This window comes from Parasulfitobacter algicola (assembly GCF_013315265.1).
Classification (GTDB): Bacteria; Pseudomonadota; Alphaproteobacteria; order Rhodobacterales; family Rhodobacteraceae; genus Parasulfitobacter; species Parasulfitobacter algicola.
Genome location: NZ_JABUFE010000007.1, coordinates 121,506 through 142,750, shown reverse-complemented (window position 1 = coordinate 142,750; position 21,245 = coordinate 121,506). Strand labels below are relative to the sequence as shown.

The following is a 21,245-nucleotide window of genomic DNA, read 5'->3' as shown; positions in this document are numbered from 1 at the left end:
ACTGCGCGACGTCAAGGGCATGACGGGCAGTACGAGCGTTAAAAAGGATAGATAATATCGTGGCACGTGGTTTTTTATCAGGAGCGTTTTTAGGTGTGGTCGTCTTGGGGACGGGTGCCGCTATCATGGCGGCCGTCAGCGGACCGCCCGAAGACAGGCAAATTGGTGACATGGCGAAAACGGCGGCTGAGCCGTTGCCGGTCGAGACGGAAGTGATCGATCAACCGATGATCATTATCACAGAGACACCTCAGCCGGTTATCCCGACCCAACCCGAAGAGACCGCCGAAGTTGAAGTACCCGAGCCTGTGGCAGAGCCCGAGGTTGTCGAGGACACGCCACCAACACCCGAGGTTGCGGAAGTTGTGCCACAGCCCGTTGCTGAGCCGGATCCGGTTCCGGCCCCGATTGAGCCCGAAGTTGAAGTGGCCGAAGTTCAGCCCGAAGCCCAGCCCGAAGTCGAAACCCAGGCACCACAGGCCCCGGTTGAACCTGAGGTCGAAGAACCGCAGCTGTCTTTTATTTTGATCCCGAATGACCCCGTTTCGCCGTCGGGCGGGCCATCGGGTGAACCGTCGTTGAACCAGACCAGTCCACAGCAAACGCCAGAGCCTGAGACAGAGGTCACCGTTGATAACACACCCGCAGCGCCGCCTTTGGAAGAACCAGAGGTCGCAGCTGAGCAGCCCCCACAAGAGCCTGCAGAGGTTGCGCAACCCGTTGACGTTGCCGAGGCACCCGTTGATCCGATCACTCCGGAACCAGAAGTGGCAGAGCCCGAGGTGGTTGAGGCCACACCAGAGGTCGCGCCAGAGCCTGTCGAAGAACAGATTGCATCGGCCGAGACATCGACCGGGAATGCCGGAACACGCCCACGTCGCTTGCAGATCGGTCAAAGTTCTTTGCAAGGTCAGGGCGCGATCAATCGTGGCAGCAATAGCACGCGTTTGCCAACAATCGGACAACCATCCCAGGCCGCACAGGGGACGGGCACCGTGAATGCGGTATCGACTGGCAATGCCTTAGATGATTTTGCCGTGCCATTCGAGAACCCGCAAAACAGGCCGTTGTTTTCCGTGATGCTGATGGATGATGGATCGACAAATGTGTCCTCAAATATGATAAGCGGTTTTTCCTATCCGGTTACGGTTGCGGTGGATGCAACACGCGGTAATGCCAGTGACCGTGCTTCGGCGTACCGCCGTGCCGGGTTTGAAGTGGCCATGATGACCAATCTGCCAAGCGATGCGACGCCCGCTGACATTGAAGTGACGTTTGAAAGCTATCGCGCGGCGGTGCCACAGGCAGTCGCCGTTTTTGAACAAGGCAACAACGACTTTCAAAACCAGACACGTCTTGTCACGCAACTGGTTCAGATCTTGGATGCGACAGGTCAGGGGCTTGTCACGGTCTCATCGGGGTTGAACAGTGCACAACGTGTTGCTGACCGCGAAGGATTGCCTGCTGTTTCGGTCTTCCGCGAGATTTCGGATACCAACAGCATGGCGATCCGTCGAACGCTGGATTCAGCCGTGTTCCGCGCCGGGCGTGATGGTAATGTGCTGCTGGTCGCCCAAATGTCACCCGCAGTGATATCGGCGCTGTCGGAATGGTCGCAAACACCGCGTGCCGAAACTGTAGCGATTGCACCCTTGTCGTCTGTTTTGAAAGCGCAATAACTCTACGCCGCTCATCAAACCCTAGTCGGGTTTTCTTTGCGAAGAAGGCCCGGACAGGGACTGATGAGCGGCGGAACTAATTCCCCGAACCGTGGGTGAATTTCAGGGCATCTTGTGCAGCTTTGCGAATGGCTTGGGATTTATCCATGGTTTCCTGCCATTCCGCTTCGGGGTCGCTATCATAGACGACACCGCCGCCTGCCTGAATATACAGTTTGCTGTCTTTCAGCACAGCCGTGCGCAGTGCGATGCACATATCCATATCGCCGTTGGCCGCGAAATAGCCACATCCACCACCGTAAACACCACGCTTTTCAGGCTCAAGCTCATCGATGATCTGCATGGCCCGTACCTTTGGGGCGCCTGATACCGTACCTGCCGGCAATCCCGCCAGCAAAGCTGACAGCGCGTCCTGATCATCGGCCAGTTCGCCGACCACGTTCGACACGATATGCATGACATGGCTATAGCGTTCGACAATGAATTTTTCGGTCGGTCGAACAGTACCGATCTTAGACACACGGGCTGTATCGTTGCGGCCCAGATCCAGCAGCATCAGATGTTCGGCCAGCTCTTTCTGGTCGGCCAGTAAATCTGCCTCAAGCGCATTGTCTTCATCGGGGGTTTTGCCACGCCTTCGGGTGCCTGCAATCGGGCGGATTGTAACTTCGTTTCCGAACACACGCACCAGAATTTCCGGGCTGGCGCCGATCACTTGAAAGCCACCGAAATTGAAGAAAAACATGAAAGGCGACGGGTTGGTGCGCCGCAAGGACCGGTAAAGCGCAAAGGGCGGTGCGTTAAAATCCTGGGTCCACCGTTGTGCGGGCACGACCTGAAAAATATCACCAGCCTTGATATAGTCTTTGGCTTTTTCAATCGCCGCCTTATAGCCGTCTTTGGTGAAATTTGACACCGGTTCTGCGGCGGCTTCCCCATCGCCCATCTCGCGCGATGCACTAGGCAGGGCCCGTTCCAGATCGCGCAGCGCGTCTGATACACGTTCCGCCGCTTGGGCATAGGCCGCCCGGGCAGACAAGCCCGATGACACCCATGCGGGCGAAACCAGGATCACCTCTCCCTTGACGCCATCCAGCACCGCGATGACCGACGGGCGCATCATGACAGCGTCGGGCAGCCCCATTACATCGGGGTTCACATCGGGCAGGTGTTCGACCAGTCGGATCATGTCATAGCCTAGATATCCAAAAAGCCCCGCAGCAGCGGCGGGCAGGTCACCGGGCATGTCCACGCGGCTTTCTTCAATCAGATCGCGCAGGGTCTGCAGCGGATCGCCGTCCTGATTCTGAAATGCATCCGCATCATAACGCGCCTGCCGGTTGATGCGGCTTTGGGTGCCGTGACATTGCCAGATGATATCGGGCTTCATTCCGATGATCGAATAACGCCCGCGCACTTCGCCGCCGGTGACGCTTTCCAGAATGAAGCTGTCCTTGGCGGCGCCTGCCAGTTTCATCATCAATGATACAGGTGTGTCCAGATCCGCGGCCAATCTGCTGTAGACCAGCTGATTTTTCCCCGCATTATACGCGGTTTCGAACACGGAAAATGCGGGGGTTAATGTCACCTGACGGACCTATTGAAAGTTTGCGTGGATCGTGTTGACCGCAGCCTGATTGATCGTTGGGGACGCATCTTGCTGAACGCGAATGATATAGGCCAGTAACAGATCTTCGGCCAGACTTTGTTCGGCCGCATTGATGATTGCCCCGCGAATGCCTGCGATTTCTGGGTTGTCATGATCGGGCGGCAAAATATCATCCAGACGCACGACGGCCACGGTTTCAGCACCTGTGACGCTGCGCACATCGCCTTGGGCCATGTCCTGAAAAACCTCTGTAATCAAAGTCACAGGTGCCTCGGGCAAAGACTGTTCGCGGGTAATGTCCTGTTCCACACGTTCGGTCAGGCCAAGCGCTGCGATGTCTTCGCCGTTTTGCATCTGTTCAACGACATTGGCCGCCAGTGCTTCAAGCTGTGACATGGTTTCTGCAGCCTGCCAGCTTTGAATGGCCGCAGCACGCACATCTTCCAGCGGTTGAACGCGGGGCGCGATGACCTCGTCCAGCCGCATTGCAAAGATACCACCGTCTTCCAGTTGCTGAAATTCGGGGAAATCGCTGTCTGTAAGCCCGGCAGCGGCGATGCGGAATGAGATATAATTCGCGATGTCACCCGTGACGCCAGGATACCAGTCGATCGTACCAACCTGCAGGTCGCTGTCTTCTGCCAATGTTTCAAGGGTCGCACCACTGGCCAGACGATCCTCAAGCGGGTTGATCTGATCTTCGATAATGCCTCGGGCGTCATCGACGGCCAGTTCGCTTTCAAGCTGTTCGCGCACCTCTTCAAAGGTGGTTTCCTGTGCTGACAGAATAGCATTCATCCGGTAAAGCGCAGGTCCCAGTGGCGACGGCAAGGGGCCAACAACGCCGCCTGGATTTTCGATGCCAAACACGGCGTCTCCGGCTTCGCCCAGACTTTCTTGCGACTGATCGCCAAGATCGATGGCGGCTAGTGTCAGTTCACGTTCAGCCACCAGATCGGGAAATGTGATTTCGCCCGCGTCCAGACGTGCCTTGGCGGCATCGGCTTCTGCCTGTGTACCAAACACCAGACGTTCAACCAGACGACGTTCGGGGATCACATAATCGTCTATGTTGTCATTATAGATTTTGCGCAAATCATCTTCGTTGATGTCGATCTGATCGCGCAGCATGTCGGGTGTTAGCCATGCATAGGTGATGCGTTTGGTTTCGGGCAAAGTGAAAGGGGCCGGGTTTTCGTCATAATAGGTCTGCAATTGATCCGCAGATGGCACACCAACCGCCGTTTCCAGGTCCGCCGCAGTCAGGGAAACCCACGTGAAATTGCGCCGTTCGGCCAGAAAGTTATAAAAGGTATCAACATAGGTATCTGCAGGTTTCGCGCCGCTGGCTATGGCCACGCGGATCAGATCACGGGTGGCATTTTCACGAACTTCCAATTCAAATTCAGATTCGCGCTGACCGTTTTGGCGTAGTGATTGGCGATAAGCCTCGCGGTCGAAATCACCATTTTGATCATTGAACTCACGTAATCCCAGGATTTGTTGACGTACCAGATCGTCGCCCACGGAAATACCAAGATTGCTGGCTTCATTGTCCAATGCGCGGATGGCGATCAGGCGTTGCTGAACACGCAGGGGAATGCCTTGATCTTGCGCTTCGGGAAAGGGAATGGGGCGGCCATTCTGACGTGCAAAGGCGCGGATTTCATTGTTCAACTCGCGGGCATAAGTGTCGCCATAGACCTTTTTGTTGCCGACGGTCGCGATTGTACCAAATGACGTACCGAACCCGCCGACGGAAAATCCGGCCAGGCCGACGAACAGCAACAGCACGATGATCCAGATGAAAAACTTAGAGGTTTTACTTTTGAACATGATGTCCCCTTTTGCACTTTTTGTGTCTTATGACAGTGGCGCAGGCGGGGCAAGGTCTGCCAGACGTTCAAAAAGCATCTTGATCTGATCGCGGTCGATATTCGCAAAAGCAATGCGCAGTTGGCGTTTGCCATCCAGATTGCCATCTGGTTGAAACATGGTACCAGGCAACAGCAGAATAGATGCGTCGCGGACCAGATGTCGGGCCAGTTGATCGGACGGCATATCAAATGGATGGCGCACATAGGCGAAATAGGCGCCACAACCCAAAAGCTGCCAGCCATGCTGGTCTAACATCGGGAAATGGTCTGTGATAGCTGCGCGACGGTTCAAGATTTCAGCGCGTTCACCGGCCAGCCATTGCGACAGATTTTGCATCCCCCAAAGGGCAGCCTTTTGACCCAGTTGGTTGGGGCAGATGGTGACAGTGTCCAGGAATTTTTCAGCCTCGGCCAACAGGTTCGTAGATGTCACCATGGCGCCCACGCGGTGCCCGGTCAGACGATAGGCTTTGGAAAAGCTGTAAAGCTGGATCAGTGTTTGGGGCCAGTCGGGATCCGTGAACAAATCATGGGACGGGCCGATATGGCTGTGAAAGTCGCGATAGGTTTCATCGATGATTAACTTCAGACCGCGCGATTGCGCCAGATTGTAAAAGGCGCGGATCAGATCGGTTGGGTATTCGACCCCGCCGGGATTATTGGGCGTGACCAGCGCGATGGCGCGGGTCCGATCCGTAATCAGCTGTGCGGCCTGTTCCGGGTCGGGCAAAAGATCAGGGCCGGTGGGCAAGGGCAGGGCCTGAACGCCCGCCATATCCAGCCACATTTTATGGTTAAAGTACCACGGCGTCGGCAACATCACGGCATCACCGGCTTGCGCGATGGCGGCAATCGTTGCGGCAAAAGCCTGATTGCAGCCCGATGTTATGGCAACCTGATCGTCTGAAACAGCGCCACCATAGCTGCGGGTCCAATGCTGCGCGACCTGCGCGCGCAATTCAGGCAGGCCCAGAACGGGTCCGTAAAGATGGGTGTCCGGATCCGCAATCATATCGGCCATCGCGGCCAGCATGGGGGCAGGGGGCGGATCGACAGGCGCGGCTTGACTGACGTTCAATAGGGGGCGGTCGGCGGGAAAAGTGACGCCATCCAACCACTGGCGCGCCGCCATGACCGGGGGCGCGAATGTCATCTGCGTGCTGGACACCATCGTTTAATCTGTACCGCGATAAGGTTCGACGTATTGCAGCGCCATATCCCAGGGAAAGAAAATCCAGGTGTCTTGGCTGACCTCGGTGATAAAGGTATCGACCATCGGACGGCCCTGGGGTTTTGCGTAAACCGTCGCGAAATGGGCGTTTGGATACAGTGATCTGACAAGTTCCAGTGTCTTGCCGCTGTCGACCAGATCGTCAACGACCAGAATACCGGTGCCATCGCCCATCAGGTCTGTGTCGGGGGCTTTCAGGATTTTCGCCTCGGATCGATCCTGATGGCTGTAACTGCGCACGCTGATCGTATCGACGGTGCGAATGTCCAATTCACGGCTGACGATCATCGCAGGGGCCATGCCGCCACGAGTGATCGCGACCACTGCGCGCCATGCGCCATCATCGGGGCCATGCCCATCAAGCCGCCAGGCCAAGGCGCGGCTGTCGCGGTGAAGCTGATCCCAACTGACGTGGAACCCTTTTTCGTGTGGCAGAAGATCCGACATGACTGGCCCTTTCGTTAACCAAGTGCGATTTTCAGGCCGAAAAGCGCGATAAGTCCGCCAAAGGCGCGATCCACCCAGGCTTTGAACTTTGTATAGGCATTTCTGGCGGTATGAGTCGAAAATGTCTTCGCAACAATCACATACCATAACGTTTCGTTGATGAAGATAATCGCCAAGATCAGTGAAAGCGATGCCAGTGAACTGCCTTCGGGCACCAAACCGATGAATACAGCCCCAAAGAAAACGGCTGGCTTTGGATTGGCCAGCTGCGTGACAAGGCCAAGCCGGACGGCCGATAGCATTGTGCGCGGCGGGGCATCGTTTTCGATAACGTCGATCGGATCATTGGCATGCCGCCACATCATGAAGGCGATAAAACACAGAAAAATACCGCCGATGATTTTCAGCGCCATCAGAAGTTGCGGCATGACTTTGAACAAGACAGCCAAACCCAAAAGCGCGGCGAGCGCCCAGATCAACGCACCAAGACCAAAGCCAACGGCCAAGGCTGCTGCGACACGAAACCCTTCGGCGGCGGCAGTTTTGACCGACACCACAAAGGATGGCCCTGGGCTGATGGCTGCCGCCAGATGGATTAGTGCGATTGATCCAAGAATAGCCCAAGTCATTCTTTTTGCATATCCGGTGCGTCAACGGCCTTCATACCGACCACATGATAGCCTGCATCCACATGCAGAATTTCGCCTGTCGTGCCCGATCCAAGATCGGACAGCAGATACAAGGCCGATTTACCGACATCATCGATGCTAACCGTGCGGCGCAGCGGTGCGTTATATTCGTTCCATTTCATAATATAGCGAAAATCACCGATGCCGCTGGCGGCAAGCGTCTTGATCGGACCGGCGCTGATGGCGTTAACACGAATGCCATCTTTGCCCAGATCTTCGGCCAGGTATCGTACGCTGGCTTCAAGGGCGGCCTTGGCCACACCCATGACATTATAGTGCGGCATGACCTTTTCAGCGCCGTAATATGTCAGTGTCAGACAACTGCCACCTTCGTTCATCATCTTTTCCGCGCGCTGCACGACGGCTGTGAACGAATAGACCGAGATATCCATCGACATCTGGAAATTGCCACGAGTTGTGTCAACATATCGCCCACGCAGTTCGTTTTTGTCAGAAAATCCGATGGCGTGGACGATGAAATCCAATGTGCCCCACTTTTCCTTAAGCGTGTCGAACAGTGCATCCATCGATGCTTCATCGCCCACATCGCAGGGGATGACCAAATCGGACCCAACCTGTGCCGCCAGCGGATCAACCCGCTTTTTCAAAGCATCGCCTTGATACGAGAAAGCCAGTTCCGCTCCCGCCTCGGCACATGCCTTTGCAATCCCCCACGCAATTGACTTGTCATTGGCCAGCCCCATTATAAGGCCGCGTTTTCCTGCCATTAGTTTTGTTGACATCTTTACCATCCCTGCCCATCTGCATATTGATTACGTGGTTTAGGCCATTGCTAAGGATGCGGCAAGATGGCCTGAACAGGTCTTCTGCTTGCAAATTTTGTGTATGTCGACTAGCGGCTTACCTTGCGTGACCCGGAGAAGGTGTGAATGGAGAAAACTGGAATATTCACTGGTAACAGTCCTTTTGACATTGTTCGTACCTGGATGGCAGAAGCAGAAAAGACAGAACCAAACGACCCCAATGCGATCGCACTTTCCACTGTGGATGCGGATGGATTGCCCAATGTGCGCATGGTTTTACTTAAAGATATAGAAGATGACGGATTCGTTTTTTACACCAATTATGAAAGCCAAAAAGCCGCTGAAATTGATCAATCTGGAAAGGCGGCTTTTGTGATGCACTGGAAATCATTGCGTCGTCAGGTGCGTGTGCGCGGTCTTGTTGAAAAAGAAAATGGACCGCAGGCTGATGACTATTTTGCATCACGTTCGCTTAAAAGTAGATTGGGCGCATGGGCGTCAAAACAGTCCCGCCCACTTTCATCCCGCGCCACTTTGATCGCGGAAGTTGCAAAAATAACAGCTCAGCATGGCACGAATCCCAAGCGTCCGCCGTTTTGGGGGGGATTCCGAATAAAACCACTTGAAGTTGAATTTTGGGCTGATGGTGAATTTCGATTACACGACCGATTCCGATGGCGAAGGCCCAGCCTTGACCACGAATGGGAAACAGTAAGACTAAACCCATGATATTTTGAATTATCAGCGGGTCAATAAAAATCATACACTTGCAATTAAGGCCGAGCACATAGACATAGGTAGTACACATGTTAATGGGTCGTCGCTCGGACAGCCCTCGGACTTATAATAATGACAAACGAAGATACAGATACTCACGAAACCGTGACCGGCCACGTTAAATGGTTTGATCCAACAAAAGGCTTTGGATTTGTTGTCTCTGATGATGGCGGACCTGATATTTTGTTGCACGCAAATGTATTGCGTAATTTTGGACAAAGTTCAGTCGCTGATTCGGCCAACATCACAGTAACTGTGCAAAAGACGACACGGGGCATTCAGGCTGTTGAGGTGATTGATATCGCCCCCCCTGAGGGAAATTTTGCATCAACACTGACCGATTTGATGGGCATCGATACTGAAACCATCGAGTTGTCACCATTGGAACCCGCGCGGGTCAAATGGTTCGACAAGGGAAAAGGCTTTGGTTTTGCCAATGTTTTCGGCCGCGATGAAGATGTGTTCATTCATATCGAAATTCTGCGCAGTTCCGGATTTGCGGATTTGCAACCGGGCGAGGCGGTCTGCCTGCGCGTGATGGACGGGCAACGCGGTCGGATGGCAACTTTTGTTGCATCCTGGGAAGCGTCGTTGAAAGACGATCAGTGAACCGCGCGTTTGCGCTTTTTTTCATTTTTCTGCCTTTTGGTGCATTTGCTGACTGCAGTCCCGACTTTGTCGATATCAAAGGCGACTGGGGTCAGGCGCGGTTTCAGGTTGAAATCGCCGATGACGCGGCCGAGCGCGGGCAAGGTTTGATGCACCGCGAAACGATGCCGCGGTTTTCCGGCATGTTGTTTGTGTATCCAGACCCGCAAGAACTGGCGTTCTGGATGCAAAACACGCTGATCCCGCTGGATATGATTTTTATGGCCCCGGATGGCCAAGTTCTGAAAGTCCACGAAAATGCGATCCCGCATGATCGTACCCCCATCCCAAGTGGCCCCGGCGTCAGTCTGGTGCTTGAGATCAACGGCGGAATGGCCAAATCCCTTGGGATCGCTGCTGGATCTGTGATGCGGCATCCGATTTTAAATCAATCAAATGCACTTTGGCCCTGTTAGGGGCTTTTCATTTCGATCACTTGGGTTTAAGTGACTGCTTCGTCGGGGCGTAGCGCAGCCTGGTAGCGCACCTGTTTTGGGTACAGGGGGTCGCAAGTTCGAATCTTGCCGTCCCGACCACTTTCAAAGATGAACTCATTCTTATGGTAGTGTTGTTTTTAGGCTTATATACTTAACAACGGTCATGCTGAGTTTTCTTGATAATTATACTCTCACGAAGTTAACTACAGCTTATAAAACGCGCGAAGCATATGTCGCACGGGTCATTTCGACATCTTTCACGGTTATACTGCCGACATCGGGAAGCGCTTTGCTGAGTACGTCCAATATCGCCTTATTCAAATGAGTTCGGGTCGATTCACTGCGCCCTTGCATCAGTAAAAGCGTGGCGTGAACAAATGTCTGAGGTTCGCTTCCTATACGGAAAAACTCAATCGGGGTTGCTCGTATTTTGATTACAGAGGGATCTTCAAACGCGTCTTGGTCGCAAAGGGTCGCAAATAATTGATTGCAAACAGATTGAATATCGTTGGTTTGTTCAAGGCCCTTGGAAAATTCAACTGAAACATGTGGCATGTCATTCCTGTCTTTTGATATCGGCCGCGACTGACGTTAGTCCGGCGTTGAAAATTAATCTATCTTTGTCGCCTGAGCTTTGACATAGGCAACCGCAACGCAACAAGGTCCGCAAAGCTGGTTTTAGCCCGGAACGGACCGACCGCCAGACATACGGATCAGGCGTTCCATTGCGCGATTGGCGCGGGGGTCGCGGGTGCGGATCAGGATGGCTTTGCCGTCTTCGCGGGGCACGCGGGTGTGAAAATCCAGTGTCGTGATAAAGCCGCCAGGTGATTCTTTGGTGTTCAGCGACATCACATAAAGCGGCAGATCATCCAGTGTTCCCTGATGCGCTGCGATCAGATTCGCGGCGATTTGGGGCGGGGGATGGGCCTCGCAAATCAGCTGCGATTTGGACGATGATCGGATCATATCAGCATTATCGCGACAGCTGGCTTCGGCGGCTGCATAAAGGTCGGATGGGAATTCTGTGAAATAAATCTGACGTTTACTGGCCGGTCTTTCAGTATCAGAAGGGGTGTCGCAGGCCGTCAAAAGAAAAAACGCCGCGATTGGCAGCCATAATATGCGCATTAACGATGATCCTATTTATTTTTACGACAGTTTAATCCCATTTCATGCAACCAAAAGGGCAATGACATTAAAACTTTATCGATCATCAGAAGGTTGATGTCATAAAAACACACATCGATTTACGTGCGATGTTCCGTGTAACTCATTTGCTTTGCAACAAAATTATGACGACCCCTTCAAGGGTTCGTTTCACCGCAAGTGACGTTAGGTGATTTTGTAGTGAATCAGTCGTGGCGCTGGACAAGTTAAGTCAACCGAAAAAAATTGCCGAAGCGTAAATTTTACCGTTGACCCGATAGGGGTATATACGCCAGTTTGTGCAAGCCGACGGGGTACGCCACAACATATAGTGGCCAGGTCGCACGAGGGACAACTTTCGCAAAGACGGGTCATGCCACTTGGCCCATCTGATTGTTTGCAAGAGATTTCGATCTTTTGCCGGGTTGTTTCGCGATTCTGACCTCTGTCGGCACGATACCAAGCCTGCGATCAAACGTGGGGTGGGGGACGAGTGCAAATAAATAGGGCAATAAGATGAAAATTGATCGCACGTTTACGAAATCCGGAAAAGACGCATACGCAGAGCTCGAGTTTACCTCGACCGTGTCTGAAATCCGAAATCCCGACGGCACAGTGGTATTCCGTCAGGAGGATCTTGAGGTCCCAACCAGTTGGAGCCAAGTGGCATCCGACGTTATTGCCCAGAAATATTTTCGCAAAGCCGGTGTTCCGGCCCGTTTGAAGAAAGTTAAGGAAAAGGATGTCCCTGAATTTCTGTGGCGGTCTGTTGCGGATGAAAAAGCTTTGGCCGAACTGCCAAAGGACGAACGCATCATTGGTGAAACATCCGCCAAGCAGGTGTTTGATCGTCTGGCCGGTGCCTGGACCTATTGGGGTTGGAAGGGTGGCTATTTCACAGCTGAAAAAGATGCGCGCGCCTATTTCGACGAAATGCGCTATATGCTGGCCACGCAACGCGCCGCACCCAACAGCCCGCAGTGGTTTAACACCGGTCTGCACTGGGCTTACGGCATTGATGGCCCGGCCCAAGGGCACCATTATGTTGACTATAAGACCGGAAAACTGACCAAATCCACGTCGTCTTATGAACACCCGCAGCCACACGCCTGTTTTATCCAATCCGTTGCCGACGATCTGGTTAACGAAGGCGGCATCATGGATCTGTGGGTCCGCGAAGCACGGCTGTTCAAATATGGCTCAGGCACCGGCACGAACTTTTCCAGTCTGCGCGGCGAAGGCGAGGCTTTGTCGGGCGGTGGCAAATCATCCGGCCTGATGGGTTTTCTGAAAATCGGCGACCGGGCTGCGGGGGCGATCAAATCGGGTGGCACCACACGGCGTGCGGCCAAAATGGTGATCTGCGATGCCGATCACCCCGACATCGAAGAATTCATCAACTGGAAAGTGATCGAAGAACAGAAAGTGGCGTCCATCGTCGCGGGTTCCAAGATGCACGAAGAAAAGCTGAACAGCCTGTTTGAGGCGATCCGCACATGGGACGGCGCCGAAGCCGACGCCTATGATCCCAAGGTGAATGATGCCCTGAAAGCCGCTGTGAAATCTGCTAAAAAGGTTTCAATTCCCGAAACTTACATCAAGCGCGTTTTGGATTATGCCCGTCAAGGATATGCCAGCATCGAATTTCCGACCTATAACACCGATTGGGACAGCGAAGCCTATTCCAGCGTGTCGGGCCAGAATTCAAACAATTCGATCCGTGTCACAGATGCTTTCCTGAAAGCTGTCAAGAATGACGATGATTGGGCATTACTAAACCGCCGTGATGGGTCTGTCGCCAAGACGATTAAAGCACGTGATTTGTGGGAACAGGTGGGCCATGCAGCTTGGGCCTGTGCTGATCCGGGCATTCAGTACCATGATACAGTCAATGCATGGCACACATGCCCCGAAGATGGCGCAATCCGCGGTTCAAACCCTTGTTCGGAATATATGTTCCTGGACGATACGGCCTGCAACCTGGCCTCGATGAACTTGCTGACCTTCTATAAGGACGGCGAATTTCAGGTCGAAGATTACATGCATGCCACACGCCTGTGGACGCTGACGCTGGAAGTCAGCGTGATGATGGCGCAATTCCCGTCCAAGGAAATCGCACAGCGATCTTATGACTTTCGCACACTTGGTCTAGGATATGCGAACATCGGTGGTTTGCTGATGAACATGGGCTATGGCTATGACAGTGACGAAGGTCGCGCACTGTGCGGTGCTTTGACGGCGATTATGACCGGTATCAGCTATGCCACATCCGCTGAAATTGCAGGTGAATTGGGGCCGTTCCCCGGATATAAGAAAAACGCAGATCACATGTTGCGTGTTATCCGCAACCACCGTACGGCTGCTTATGGCAAAACCGACGGATATGAAAACCTTGCGGTAAAGCCCGTTGCCCTAGATCACGATAATTGCCCGGATAAGCGATTGGTAACACTTGCGAAATCCAGCTGGGACAAGGCGCTGAAACTGGGCGAAAAGCACGGCTATCGCAATGCGCAATCAACTGTCATCGCACCCACTGGCACTATCGGTCTGGTGATGGATTGCGACACAACAGGGATTGAACCTGACTTTGCACTGGTGAAATTCAAAAAGCTGGCCGGTGGCGGATATTTCAAGATCATTAACCAGTCTGTTCCTGCTGCACTGGAAAAGCTGGGCTATGGCAGTGCGCATATCGAAGAAATCGTTAGCCACGCTGTCGGTCATGCCAGCCTTGGGAATGCGCCAGGCATTAACCACACGTCGCTTGTGGGGCACGGCTTTGGCCAGAACGAATTGGACAAGATCGAAGCCGCACTTCCAAGCGCGTTTGATATCCGGTTTGTGTTCAATCAGTGGACGTTGGGTGAAGAATTCTGCACCAATGTGCTGGGTATTCCGACCGAAAAGCTGAATGATCCAACGTTTGATCTGTTGCGCCACCTTGGGTTCAGCAAAGCCGATATTGAAGCTGCGAATGATCATGTTTGCGGAACCATGACGCTGGAAGGCGCACCGCACCTGAAAGAAGAGCATTATAATATTTTCGATTGCGCCAACGCTTGCGGCAAAAAAGGTAAGCGTTTTCTAAGTGTTGACAGCCATATCTATATGATGGCCGCTGCGCAGTCGTTCATCTCGGGCGCGATTTCCAAGACGATCAACATGCAAAACGATGCAACGATTGAGGATTGCCAGAAAGCCTATGAGCTAAGCTGGAGCCTGGGTGTCAAAGCCAATGCGCTGTACCGTGACGGATCAAAACTGTCGCAACCACTGGCCGCAGCCCTTGTCGAAGACGATGATGAAGCAGAAGAGGTTCTGGCATCAGGCACAATGCACGAAAAGGCCGCCGTTCTGGCCGAAAAGATCATCGAAAAGGTGATCGTCAAAGAAATCGTACGCAGCAATCGTGAAAAGCTGCCTCAGCGTCGCAAGGGCTATACACAAAAGGCGATTGTGGGCGGTCACAAAGTTTATCTGCGGACGGGCGAATACAAAGACGGTGCCTTGGGCGAGATTTTCATCGACATGCACAAAGAAGGCGCCGGTTTCCGCGCGATGATGAACAACTTCGCCATCGCAGTATCGGTTGGCCTGCAATACGGTGTCCCGCTTGAGGAATTTGTCGAGGCGTTTACCTTTACCAAATTTGAACCGGCTGGCATGGTTCAGGGCAATGACAGCATCAAGAATGCGACATCAATCCTTGATTACATCTTCCGCGAACTGGCGGTGTCTTATCTGGATCGCACCGATCTGGCGCATGTCAAACCCGATGGTCAAACCTTTGACGATCTGGGTCGCGGTGAAGAAGAAGGCAAACGCAACTTTACGGATCTAAGTGAAACTGCGGCCTCTAAGTCATTGGAAGTGCTGAAGCAAATCAGTTCAACTGGATACTTGCGCAAACGTGTTCCGCAAGAACTGGTCGTGCTGCAAGGCGGTCAGGCCGGCGCCGTGGCGCTGGACCCGTCGATTGACCCAGAAGCTGTCTTGCAAACGCTGGTACCCGCAACATCGACCACGATCAGCCAGACAACGACGGCCGTGGCCACCGGCACGATCCAGATGGATGCCCGCGCCAAAGCCAAGATGCAAGGTTACGAAGGCGACCCTTGTGGTGATTGCGGAAACTACACACTGGTGCGCAACGGCACCTGCATGAAGTGCAATACCTGCGGCGGGACAAGTGGATGCAGCTGAGGGAAGAGTTCAAATTCGATATTCGCCAAGTGATGCGTCTGCTTCCGGCAGATGGGAAAATTAAACATCTTTTTAGGCAGTTTACTTTGTCACCAAGAACTGAAGGGCGAGCAAGATCAGTAAAGAATTTTGCAGAGGCACTAGGTTTTTCTGTGGAGCGACAAGCTTTACCCTTCGGCGTAAATGGAATGCTAAAACAAGATCCATTTTCAGATAATAGCTATTGCATAGTCGTGAATGAGAAGTTGTCAATTGAAGCTCAACGCTTCGCAGTCCTTCATGAAATGGGTCATTACTTCCGTCACGAGAAACACGATGACCCACTTGCCTATGCGAAATACTTCGATCTTTCCGAGGCTGCATTTTACGTAGATAAAAGTGAAGAGCGAGAGGCTAACGAGTTTGCAGAAGCATTGCTTTTTGGAAATGGTCAGCTCGTAGCCGCTCATACCATCTGTTTAGGAGATATCTCCAAGTTAGCTAAGTACTTTGGAGTTACCCAAGCTGTAGTGAAGGTGGCATTAGTGAAGCTCAAAACAGGATATGGTAAAAAATGATGCGCTTGATTTAGTAAATTGATCACAGGGCGGGTGCGCTCGCCCTTGGACGACGTTCAGGCCGCAGGCAGAAATATAACCGAGCGGTAACAACGATGAGCTTGAACGGCGAAACTGGGGGGCTTTATGCCCCCCATTTTTATGTCCAAACAGATTATCTGAATGAACTATGTAACAGTACCCACAAACACTTGGGCAAAGCATGTACCTTCATTGTTCCCCAAATACGCGTGCCAAAGGTAACCAAGTATCCGCACGATATTGGATACAGCGTACGTTATAAGATCAATGTGTTGCGTCTTCCTTTAACAGCACTGTGACGGCCGAGCTTTGGGGTAAGTCCAATGCCTTGCGCAGATCAGCCCGCGCCCGTGACAGGCGCGACATGACTGTACCTATGGGTAGATTCAACCGCTCTGCCAACTCTCCATAGGGGGCCTCGGACCGGATCAACTCTTGCAACAACTTTGCGCGATCCGCTGGTAATGTCTCAATCACGGACAGAACATCTTGCACCGCCAGACGCGCATCTGTGTCGGCAGGCAGGCCGGGCAGGGTGTCTTCGTTCAGATATTCGGTCTTCTGAACCTTGCGGCGACATCTGTGGCGTAACGCGGCGTATGCATAGGACCGCAACTGTTCAATGTCGGCGCCATCTTGCAAGCGCGACCAAACCGCAAGCAGTGCATCTTGGGCACAGTCTTCAGCTATTTCTTTTGTAGGGGTTAATTTTCGCGCCATTCGTAGTATTTCTGGTTCCAGTTCTGATAGCTCTGCTGTGGTACTCTTAAGCATGATACTCTCCTGCAATAGGTATCATCACAGTGGCTATGATGCAGATTGATACAAGCCTGGGGTTTTTTGCCCATCGGGCTTTTACCCTGTTTTTGGGCAAATACTTGCACATTTCGAACATTGCTTGCGCGGTGAATCGCGCGAATTGCTATATTTTGCAGGCTTTCCGAAAACATGGGAATAAACAGCACGCCAGATGCTCTTCTATTGTGAAGGCGCAAGAATGGCCTTCGCTCGATAACCTTTAAGGAGCGACTAAAATGAAAACTTTGACACTTTCCGTAGCCGTAGCAGCCCTGGCAACTTTTCAGGCTTTTGCGCAAGACGCCGCAATCGACGCCGATGGTGATGGTGTCTATAACATGACAGAGCTTCAGACAGCCTTCCCTGAACTGACTGACGAGCTGTTCACAGCCATCGACGTAAATGCTGATGGTGCAGTTGACATGGAAGAAATGCAGGCGGCTCAAGACGCAGCACTTCTGCCTGCGACTGACGGCTAAACTCCCGAGCAGGGCGTCAGGTTTTTTCGGTATCCGAGCTACCTGAATGGCCCTGACGCCCCAGACCCACCCCCAAGTGGGTCAGCCCCTGCGCGTCCGGTGTCCCGGCGTGTGGGGGTTTAATTTATTCCGATCCGCGCGCCAAAGCCGCCACGCCCGTACGGGCCACTTCCAATAGGCCAAGTGGGCGCATTAGATCAGCAAAAGCGTCGATTTTTTCCGGCGCACCGGTGATTTCAAAAACAAATGAATTCAAAGTGCTATCAACCACATTGGCGCGAAATATTTCAGCCAGACGCAGCGCTTCGATACGTTTGTCGCCATCACCGGACACTTTGAACAATGCCAGTTCGCGTTCAACCGATGGTCCTTCGACGGTTAGATCATGCACTTCGTGAACCGGAACAATCCGGCCAAGCTGCGCCTTGATTTGTTCAATTACTTGCGGCGTCCCGGTCGTCACGATCGTGATCCGCGACAGATGCCCTTCGTGATCGACTTCGGCGACGGTCAGGCTTTCAATGTTATAGCCCCGCCCGGAAAAAAGCCCGATCACACGCGCCAGAACGCCTGGTTCGTTTTCGACCAAAGCAGCCAAAGTATGCCGTTCGATTGTATCCGAGTAATTGGGCCTCAGGTTATAGGCGGAATGGCTGGTGGCGCCTTTTTTGATTTTCAAAGCTGACATCGTGTTTCCAATATTGTGCTGGCTTTTGTTGTTAGCCGGATTTTACCGGAAATGCGAGAATTTTCAGCAGTTTATTCGCAAAATACAACCAAAATGGCGAAGCGGCGCGTATACGAAATTGTGAACTTGTAGCAGATCAAATGCAACCTAAGTGGCGATCAGGTTGTTCGTCGCTGAAATACCCACGATGTGACGAACTTTGTCATGGAGGAGTTCCAAAATGCATAGATTAATCACGGCGTGTCTTACCAGTTTTGCCTTGTCTTCAGCGGCTTTCGCCACAGAATTGGTCATCCCGTCAGGTACGTATGATCTGGATTCAAACCACGCTAGCGTGCATTGGAAGGTCAGCCACTTTGGACTGTCAAATTATACAGGCCGCTTTAATAAAATTTCCGGCACATTGGAATTGGATGCAGAAAATCCAACGGCAAGCTCAGTGTCTATCATGATTGACCCAACGTCGATCTCAACAGGTTTTCCCAACCCGGAAGAGGTGAATTTTGACGCCAAACTCAGCACCGCGCCTGAATGGTTCAACACCGGCGAACATCCCGAAATTATGTTCACGTCAACCGAACTGACGATGAATGACGACGGAACTGGAACGATGACCGGCGATCTGACCCTGATGGGTGAAACACGGCCTGTGACGCTGGATGTGACGATGAACGCGCAACTGCCAGAACATCCGATGCGCGAAGGCGTGGCGGCCGTTGGGTTTTCCGCCACAGGCATGATTGACCGGACCGAGTTCGGCTTCGCCACCGGCACCCCCGCCATCGGGTCCGAGGTCGAACTGCTGATTGAGGTTGAGTTTCTGCAGCAATCCTCTTGATCAGCCCAAACAAGAAGTCCCGGACTTGATCCGGGACTTCTCTATCTCATCTGAATTTCGCGTATCTTAAGTTTATTCATATTCGACTTCGATACTTTGGATTTCAGGAGTGCTTTCCAAAATTTTCTTCAAAGCTTTCGTAAGTTTTTCTTCTGAATTACCCGTAGAAATTTTTTTGAAGAGACTTTTAAAAAATGGCTTCGTTGCAACAGCAAATACGCGATGTTCGGCTATACCATCATCTTCAATTGCAGAATTATTAGAACAACAGACCGAAATAATAAAATCTTCATCATGATCTATTTCGATCCAATGTCCCCAATCTTCAATAATATCATCTGAAATTGGGTACCCATGCTCTGGAAGTCTTGAACATAGAAACGTCGCGAGTTCCTTTGCGAATATACCATCATTAATATGGTCGTCGTGTTCAGGATCAAGCTCTCCCGGTGTAGGGGAAAACTTGTTTGTTTTAAAAAGTAGGTGGGTCCTAGTCATCACACCAAGACTGACCCCTTAGCGTCGATCACGCCTTGGGTGTCGGCCTCGCCCAATAACATTTCGTTATGCGCTTTGCCCGACGGGATCATGGGAAAGCAGTTTTCGTGCTTTTCCACCAGACAATCGAAAATCACCGGGCCGTCATAGGCCAGCATTTCCTTGATCGCTTCGTCCAGATCATCGGCGTTATCGCAGCGTATGCCTTTGGCCCCGAACGCCTCGGCCAGTTTCACAAAATCGGGCAGGGCTTCGGACCAGGAATGCGAATAGCGTTCGCCGTGCAGCAGTTCCTGCCACTGACGTACCATGCCAAGCCGTTCATTATTCAGGATAAATTGCTTGACGGGCAGGCGGTACTGCACGGCTGTGCCCATTTCCTGCATATTCATCAGCCAGCTGGCTTCGCCCGCGACATTGATAACCAGCGCGTCCGGGTGCGCAACCTGCACCCCGATTGAGGCCGGCGTGCCATAGCCCATTGTTCCAAGCCCGCCCGAGGTCATCCAGCGGTTCGGGTCCTCAAAGCCCAGGTACTGCGCGGCCCACATCTGATGCTGACCGACCTCGGTGCAGATATAGCGATCCTTGTCTTTGGTCAGCGCCTCAAGGCGGGTTAGCGCATGCTGCGGTTTGATGATCTTGCCTTTTTGCTGGAATTTCAAACAATTTACAGCGCGCCATTGGTTGATCTGACCCCACCATTTTTGAACGGCCTCTTTGTTTGTCTTGCGTCCCTTGGCTTTCCAGACCTTAAGCAGATCTTCCAATACATGGGCCACATCGCCTAGCAATGGAATATCAACGCGGATCACTTTATTGATCGACGATGCGTCGATATCTATGTGTGCTTTCATGGACTTAGGTGAAAACGCATCAATGCGTCCGGTGATCCGATCATCAAACCGCGCGCCGATATTAATCATCAGATCGCAGTCATGCATGGCCATGTTCGCCTCGTACAAACCGTGCATACCCAGCATACCCAACCAATTTTTACCCGATGCCGGATAGCATCCCAAACCCATCAGGGTCGAGGTAATCGGAAAATCCGTTGCATCGACAAGTTCACGCAGCAATTGCGTGGCGGCAGGGCCGGAATTGATCACGCCACCGCCAGTATAGAAAACAGGGCGCTTGGCGGTCATCATGGCATCGGCTAGCTTTTCGATCTCGGCCATATCGCCCTTTAGCCGTGGCTGATAATGGCTGGCGGCAGGTTTAGGCGAGGTATAGACACCATTGGCAAATTGCACGTCTTTCGGGATATCGACCAGCACGGGACCGGGGCGACCAGATGTGGCCACATGAAATGCCTCGTGAATGACTTGGGGCAGGCGGTCCGTTTCCTTAACCAGCCAGTTGTGTTTCGTGCAAGGTCTTGTAATCCCAACGGTATCTGCCTCTTGAAACGCATCAGAGCCGATCATGAACGTGGGCACCTGACCGGTCAGAACGACGATCGGAATACTGTCCATCAAGGCATCTGTCAGGCCTGTCACAGCATTGGTTGCGCCGGGGCCGGATGTCACCAGAACAACGCCGGGTTTGCCTGTGGATCTGGCGTACCCTTCGGCGGCATGGGTGGCGCCCTGTTCGTGGCGGACCAGAATGTGACGAATGTCATTTTGCTGGAAAATCGCGTCATAAATCGGAAGGACAGCGCCGCCGGGATATCCGAACACTGTGTCCACACCCTGATCCTTCAGGGCTTGAACTACCATTTCCGCTCCGGTCATTTGACGTGTCATCACTGTTCTCCGTTTGTGACGTATTACTGTAACATATTGCTTTCAGACAAAAAAAAGCCCCCGAAGATTTCGGGGGCACATGGGTCAAGATCAAGGTTTCCG

At 52.6% G+C, this 21,245-nt stretch carries 20 protein-coding genes and 1 tRNA gene; 9 read left to right on the top strand and 12 right to left on the bottom strand.

Annotated elements, in window-relative coordinates; all coding sequences use genetic code 11:
- Positions 1 to 59: 59 nt before the first annotated feature.
- Positions 60 to 1,679, top strand: a complete 1,620-nt coding sequence (locus HRQ87_RS20595) for a divergent polysaccharide deacetylase family protein (RefSeq protein ID WP_174138830.1) — start codon at positions 60 to 62, stop codon at positions 1,677 to 1,679.
- Positions 1,680 to 1,755: 76 nt separating this feature from the next.
- Here the strand turns inward: HRQ87_RS20595 and trpE are convergent, their stop codons facing one another.
- The 6 genes from trpE to fabI are packed head-to-tail and all read right to left on the bottom strand — an operon-like array spanning position 1,756 to position 8,275.
- Positions 1,756 to 3,267, bottom strand: coding sequence for an anthranilate synthase component I (gene trpE / locus HRQ87_RS12790; protein ID WP_174138829.1), 1,512 nt, complete (start codon positions 3,265 to 3,267; stop codon positions 1,756 to 1,758).
- A gap of 9 nt (positions 3,268 to 3,276) precedes the next feature.
- Positions 3,277 to 5,124 carry a peptidylprolyl isomerase gene (locus HRQ87_RS12785; RefSeq protein WP_174138828.1) on the bottom strand — a complete coding sequence of 616 codons (1,848 nt, stop codon included), beginning with the start codon at positions 5,122 to 5,124 and terminating at the stop codon, positions 3,277 to 3,279.
- 27 nt (positions 5,125 to 5,151) lie between these two features.
- Positions 5,152 to 6,336 carry an aminotransferase gene (locus tag HRQ87_RS12780; protein ID WP_174138827.1) on the bottom strand — a complete coding sequence of 395 codons (1,185 nt, stop codon included), beginning with the start codon at positions 6,334 to 6,336 and terminating at the stop codon, positions 5,152 to 5,154.
- Positions 6,337 to 6,339: 3 nt separating this feature from the next.
- Positions 6,340 to 6,843 (bottom strand): xanthine phosphoribosyltransferase, encoded by a 504-nt coding sequence (gene gpt, locus HRQ87_RS12775; protein WP_174138826.1) that lies wholly within the window; start codon positions 6,841 to 6,843, stop codon positions 6,340 to 6,342.
- 14 nt (positions 6,844 to 6,857) lie between these two features.
- A complete protein-coding gene (locus tag HRQ87_RS12770; protein WP_174138825.1) occupies positions 6,858 to 7,472 on the bottom strand; it encodes a LysE family translocator in 615 nt (204 codons plus the stop codon).
- Positions 7,469 to 8,275 (bottom strand): enoyl-ACP reductase FabI, encoded by an 807-nt coding sequence (gene fabI / locus HRQ87_RS12765; protein WP_174138824.1) that lies wholly within the window; start codon positions 8,273 to 8,275, stop codon positions 7,469 to 7,471. The genes HRQ87_RS12770 and fabI overlap by 4 nt, the downstream gene beginning before the upstream one ends.
- Before the next feature lie 147 nt (positions 8,276 to 8,422).
- Here fabI and pdxH point away from each other — a divergent pair, with 147 nt between their 5' ends.
- From pdxH to HRQ87_RS12745, 4 genes are all read left to right on the top strand, one after another.
- Positions 8,423 to 9,025, top strand: coding sequence for a pyridoxamine 5'-phosphate oxidase (pdxH, locus tag HRQ87_RS12760; RefSeq protein WP_174138823.1), 603 nt, complete (start codon positions 8,423 to 8,425; stop codon positions 9,023 to 9,025).
- Between the two features lie 120 nt (positions 9,026 to 9,145).
- Positions 9,146 to 9,682, top strand: coding sequence for a cold-shock protein (locus HRQ87_RS12755; protein ID WP_174138822.1), 537 nt, complete (start codon positions 9,146 to 9,148; stop codon positions 9,680 to 9,682).
- Complete coding sequence (locus HRQ87_RS12750; RefSeq protein WP_343035268.1) at positions 9,679 to 10,137, top strand: DUF192 domain-containing protein; 459 nt, start codon at positions 9,679 to 9,681, stop codon at positions 10,135 to 10,137. Before HRQ87_RS12755 ends, HRQ87_RS12750 begins: the two co-directional genes overlap by 4 nt.
- A gap of 43 nt (positions 10,138 to 10,180) precedes the next feature.
- Positions 10,181 to 10,257 (top strand) — tRNA-Pro (locus HRQ87_RS12745).
- 111 nt (positions 10,258 to 10,368) lie between these two features.
- Here the strand turns inward: HRQ87_RS12745 and HRQ87_RS12740 are convergent.
- Together HRQ87_RS12740 and HRQ87_RS12735 are read right to left on the bottom strand one after the other, a co-directional pair.
- Positions 10,369 to 10,713 (bottom strand): 5-carboxymethyl-2-hydroxymuconate Delta-isomerase, encoded by a 345-nt coding sequence (locus tag HRQ87_RS12740; protein WP_174138821.1) that lies wholly within the window; start codon positions 10,711 to 10,713, stop codon positions 10,369 to 10,371.
- 123 nt (positions 10,714 to 10,836) lie between these two features.
- Entirely contained in the window at positions 10,837 to 11,289 is a 453-nt protein-coding gene (locus HRQ87_RS12735) for a hypothetical protein (RefSeq protein WP_174138820.1), read from the bottom strand.
- Positions 11,290 to 11,823: 534 nt separating this feature from the next.
- On the opposite strand from HRQ87_RS12735, the gene HRQ87_RS12730 reads away from it, so the two are divergent.
- Both HRQ87_RS12730 and HRQ87_RS12725 read left to right on the top strand, forming a co-directional pair.
- Positions 11,824 to 15,513: a vitamin B12-dependent ribonucleotide reductase gene (locus HRQ87_RS12730; RefSeq protein WP_174138819.1), complete on the top strand. Its 3,690-nt coding sequence runs from the start codon at positions 11,824 to 11,826 to the stop codon at positions 15,511 to 15,513.
- The gene (locus HRQ87_RS12725; RefSeq protein WP_174138818.1) at positions 15,504 to 16,070 is read left to right on the top strand and encodes an ImmA/IrrE family metallo-endopeptidase; all 567 of its coding nucleotides are present in this window, start codon (positions 15,504 to 15,506) and stop codon (positions 16,068 to 16,070) included. Before HRQ87_RS12730 ends, HRQ87_RS12725 begins: the two co-directional genes overlap by 10 nt.
- A 285-nt stretch (positions 16,071 to 16,355) precedes the next feature.
- Here HRQ87_RS12725 and HRQ87_RS12720 read toward each other — a convergent pair whose 3' ends face one another.
- A complete protein-coding gene (locus HRQ87_RS12720; protein WP_174138817.1) occupies positions 16,356 to 16,865 on the bottom strand; it encodes an RNA polymerase sigma factor in 510 nt (169 codons plus the stop codon).
- Between the two features lie 260 nt (positions 16,866 to 17,125).
- Between HRQ87_RS12720 and HRQ87_RS12715 the strand changes: the two genes are divergently transcribed.
- A complete protein-coding gene (locus HRQ87_RS12715) occupies positions 17,126 to 17,368 on the top strand; it encodes an EF-hand domain-containing protein (protein ID WP_174138816.1) in 243 nt (80 codons plus the stop codon).
- Positions 17,369 to 17,492: 124 nt separating this feature from the next.
- Here the strand turns inward: HRQ87_RS12715 and ilvN are convergent, their stop codons facing one another.
- Complete coding sequence (ilvN, locus tag HRQ87_RS12710) at positions 17,493 to 18,056, bottom strand: acetolactate synthase small subunit (protein WP_174138815.1); 564 nt, start codon at positions 18,054 to 18,056, stop codon at positions 17,493 to 17,495.
- A gap of 220 nt (positions 18,057 to 18,276) precedes the next feature.
- Between ilvN and HRQ87_RS12705 the strand changes: the two genes are divergently transcribed.
- The gene (locus HRQ87_RS12705) at positions 18,277 to 18,894 is read left to right on the top strand and encodes a YceI family protein (protein ID WP_174138814.1); all 618 of its coding nucleotides are present in this window, start codon (positions 18,277 to 18,279) and stop codon (positions 18,892 to 18,894) included.
- 72 nt (positions 18,895 to 18,966) lie between these two features.
- Here the strand turns inward: HRQ87_RS12705 and HRQ87_RS12700 are convergent, their stop codons facing one another.
- Positions 18,967 to 19,392 carry a hypothetical protein gene (locus HRQ87_RS12700; RefSeq protein WP_174138813.1) on the bottom strand — a complete coding sequence of 142 codons (426 nt, stop codon included), beginning with the start codon at positions 19,390 to 19,392 and terminating at the stop codon, positions 18,967 to 18,969.
- Positions 19,392 to 21,143: an acetolactate synthase 3 large subunit gene (locus tag HRQ87_RS12695; protein ID WP_174138812.1), complete on the bottom strand. Its 1,752-nt coding sequence runs from the start codon at positions 21,141 to 21,143 to the stop codon at positions 19,392 to 19,394. Before HRQ87_RS12695 ends, HRQ87_RS12700 begins: the two co-directional genes overlap by 1 nt.
- Between the last annotated feature and the right edge of the window lie 102 nt (positions 21,144 to 21,245).

What these genes read in the sequence shown, in the direction of transcription:
- HRQ87_RS12780 (WP_174138827.1), bottom strand. Translation starts at nt 6,336, where the DNA reads ATGGTGTCCAGCACGCAGATGACATTCGCGCCCCCGGTCATGGCGGCG.
- ilvN (WP_174138815.1), bottom strand. Translation starts at nt 18,056, where the DNA reads ATGTCAGCTTTGAAAATCAAAAAAGGCGCCACCAGCCATTCCGCCTAT.
- HRQ87_RS12705 (WP_174138814.1), top strand. Translation starts at nt 18,277, where the DNA reads ATGCATAGATTAATCACGGCGTGTCTTACCAGTTTTGCCTTGTCTTCA.
- HRQ87_RS12695 (WP_174138812.1), bottom strand. Translation starts at nt 21,143, where the DNA reads ATGACACGTCAAATGACCGGAGCGGAAATGGTAGTTCAAGCCCTGAAG.
- gpt (WP_174138826.1), bottom strand. Translation starts at nt 6,843, where the DNA reads ATGTCGGATCTTCTGCCACACGAAAAAGGGTTCCACGTCAGTTGGGAT.
- fabI (WP_174138824.1), bottom strand. Translation starts at nt 8,275, where the DNA reads ATGTCAACAAAACTAATGGCAGGAAAACGCGGCCTTATAATGGGGCTG.
- HRQ87_RS12755 (WP_174138822.1), top strand. Translation starts at nt 9,146, where the DNA reads ATGACAAACGAAGATACAGATACTCACGAAACCGTGACCGGCCACGTT.
- HRQ87_RS12730 (WP_174138819.1), top strand. Translation starts at nt 11,824, where the DNA reads ATGAAAATTGATCGCACGTTTACGAAATCCGGAAAAGACGCATACGCA.
- HRQ87_RS12700 (WP_174138813.1), bottom strand. Translation starts at nt 19,392, where the DNA reads ATGACTAGGACCCACCTACTTTTTAAAACAAACAAGTTTTCCCCTACA.
- HRQ87_RS12720 (WP_174138817.1), bottom strand. Translation starts at nt 16,865, where the DNA reads ATGCTTAAGAGTACCACAGCAGAGCTATCAGAACTGGAACCAGAAATA.
- pdxH (WP_174138823.1), top strand. Translation starts at nt 8,423, where the DNA reads ATGGAGAAAACTGGAATATTCACTGGTAACAGTCCTTTTGACATTGTT.
- HRQ87_RS12785 (WP_174138828.1), bottom strand. Translation starts at nt 5,124, where the DNA reads ATGTTCAAAAGTAAAACCTCTAAGTTTTTCATCTGGATCATCGTGCTG.
- HRQ87_RS12725 (WP_174138818.1), top strand. Translation starts at nt 15,504, where the DNA reads ATGCAGCTGAGGGAAGAGTTCAAATTCGATATTCGCCAAGTGATGCGT.
- HRQ87_RS12715 (WP_174138816.1), top strand. Translation starts at nt 17,126, where the DNA reads ATGAAAACTTTGACACTTTCCGTAGCCGTAGCAGCCCTGGCAACTTTT.
- HRQ87_RS12770 (WP_174138825.1), bottom strand. Translation starts at nt 7,472, where the DNA reads ATGACTTGGGCTATTCTTGGATCAATCGCACTAATCCATCTGGCGGCA.
- HRQ87_RS12735 (WP_174138820.1), bottom strand. Translation starts at nt 11,289, where the DNA reads ATGCGCATATTATGGCTGCCAATCGCGGCGTTTTTTCTTTTGACGGCC.
- HRQ87_RS12740 (WP_174138821.1), bottom strand. Translation starts at nt 10,713, where the DNA reads ATGCCACATGTTTCAGTTGAATTTTCCAAGGGCCTTGAACAAACCAAC.